The organism is Actinomadura bangladeshensis, assembly GCF_004348335.1.
GTDB lineage: Bacteria > Actinomycetota > Actinomycetes > Streptosporangiales > Streptosporangiaceae > Spirillospora > Spirillospora bangladeshensis.
The window spans coordinates 1-1,483 of sequence record NZ_SMJW01000536.1; the positions used below are offsets into that span (position 1 = coordinate 1).

1 protein-coding gene is annotated in these 1,483 nt (G+C 74.3%); it reads right to left on the minus strand.

Annotation, left to right across the window (positions count from 1 at the left end; translation table 11 throughout):
• Nucleotides 1–316: 316 nt before the first annotated feature.
• Nucleotides 317–1,402, minus strand: a complete 1,086-nt coding sequence (locus E1284_RS40660; protein ID WP_131945429.1) for an ROK family transcriptional regulator — start codon at nt 1,400–1,402, stop codon at nt 317–319.
• Between the last annotated feature and the right edge of the window lie 81 nt (nt 1,403–1,483).

Here is a 1,483-nt window from a genome sequence, read left to right on the forward strand (position 1 = left end):
CCGGATGATCTGCTGCAGCCGGCGCCCCTCGTCCTGGGTCAACCGCCGTGCTCTGACTGGCTCTGCCACCAGCCCGCCCCTCTCTCGATAACGACCTGTCGTCATCGAGGGTGGAGCCGATCAACCTGCCCGTCCCTGACCCTGTCCGGCGTGTCACCCAACCCGGTGGACGTTTGTGGTCACCGCACTAGCCGCGGCGCCGAGCCTGCGCCAGGCCCGCTGGATCCGCTCCGACGAGGCGTCCGGCGGGCCGTCGAGGACCTCGTAGAACTGGACGCTGCCGGGTGCGGGCCCCGGCCGTCGTCCGGCGCGGCGGCTACTGGGGGACGCTGTCGATGGCCTCCGGGGAGAGGATGTTGTCCAGGACCATGGCCGCGCAGCCCTTCAGGCCGGCTTGTTCGCCGAGGCGGCTCGGTTCTATCCGCAAGGTGCGGGTCGCGAGGGCCGTGGAGCGCTGGTAGACGACTTCGCGCAGGCCCGCTATCAGGGGTTCGTCGGCGCCGACCAGGTCGCCGCCGAGGACCACCACGGCCGGGTTCAGCAGGTTGACGGCGGTCGCGACGACCTCGCCGATGCGGCGGCCGGCGTCGCGGAGGAGGGCGACGGTCGCCGGGTCGCCGGAGCGGGCGAGGGCGGCCAGGCCCGGCAGGTCGTCCGCGGGGGAGCGGGCCAGGAGGGCGGTGCCGCCGGCGATGGCCTCGACGCAGTTGACGTTGCCGCAGCGGCACGGGGCCTCGAGCGGTGAGGGGACGGGGATGTGGCCGATCTCGCCGGCCGCTCCCAGGGCGCCGCGCTGGATGCGGCCGCCGGCGATGACGCCCGCGCCGATGCCTGTGGAGACCTTGACGAACAGGAGGTCGTCGACGCCGGGATGGGCCTGGTGCTCGCCGAGCGCGGCGGCGTTGACCTCGTTGTCGAGATAGGCGGGGACGCCGAAGCGGTCGGCGACGGGGGTGCCGATCTCGACGGCGTCCCACCGTCCGGCGACGTGCTCGACGGCGTCGGGGACGCCCAGGCCGACGCCGCGGATCGAGGACTCGTCGATGCCGGAGGACGAGAGCAGGGACGTCCACTCGTCGATGAGGCGGGGGAGCGTCTTGCCCGGGGACGTCTCGGCCGGCGGGCCGTCCGCGCGGGCGAGGATCGTGCCGGCCAGGTCGCAGACGGCGAGTTGGCCGCGGGACTGGCCGAGGTTCGCGACGAGGACCGTCCCGCCGGCGGCGTTGAACTCCAGGCGGACCGGGGGGCGCCCGCCGGTCGAGGGTCCGGTGGTGTGCTCCACCACGAGGCCGCGGGAGATGAGGGCGGCCACACGGGACGCCACGGCGGGCCGCGACAGGCCGGTGATGCGGCCCAGATCGGCGCGGGTGGCGACGCCGTCCTCGCGGATCAGGCTCAGCATGTCCCCGGCCGTACAGGGACGTGTCGAGCTCCGCTCGTCCTTTGACTGGTGGTGGGTGGCGGCCGGGGGACGGCGGGTGAC

Bases quoted from the DNA above. Each gene is read 5' to 3' on its own strand.
- E1284_RS40660 (WP_131945429.1), bottom strand. From the start codon at position 1,402: ATGCTGAGCCTGATCCGCGAGGACGGCGTCGCCACCCGCGCCGATCTG.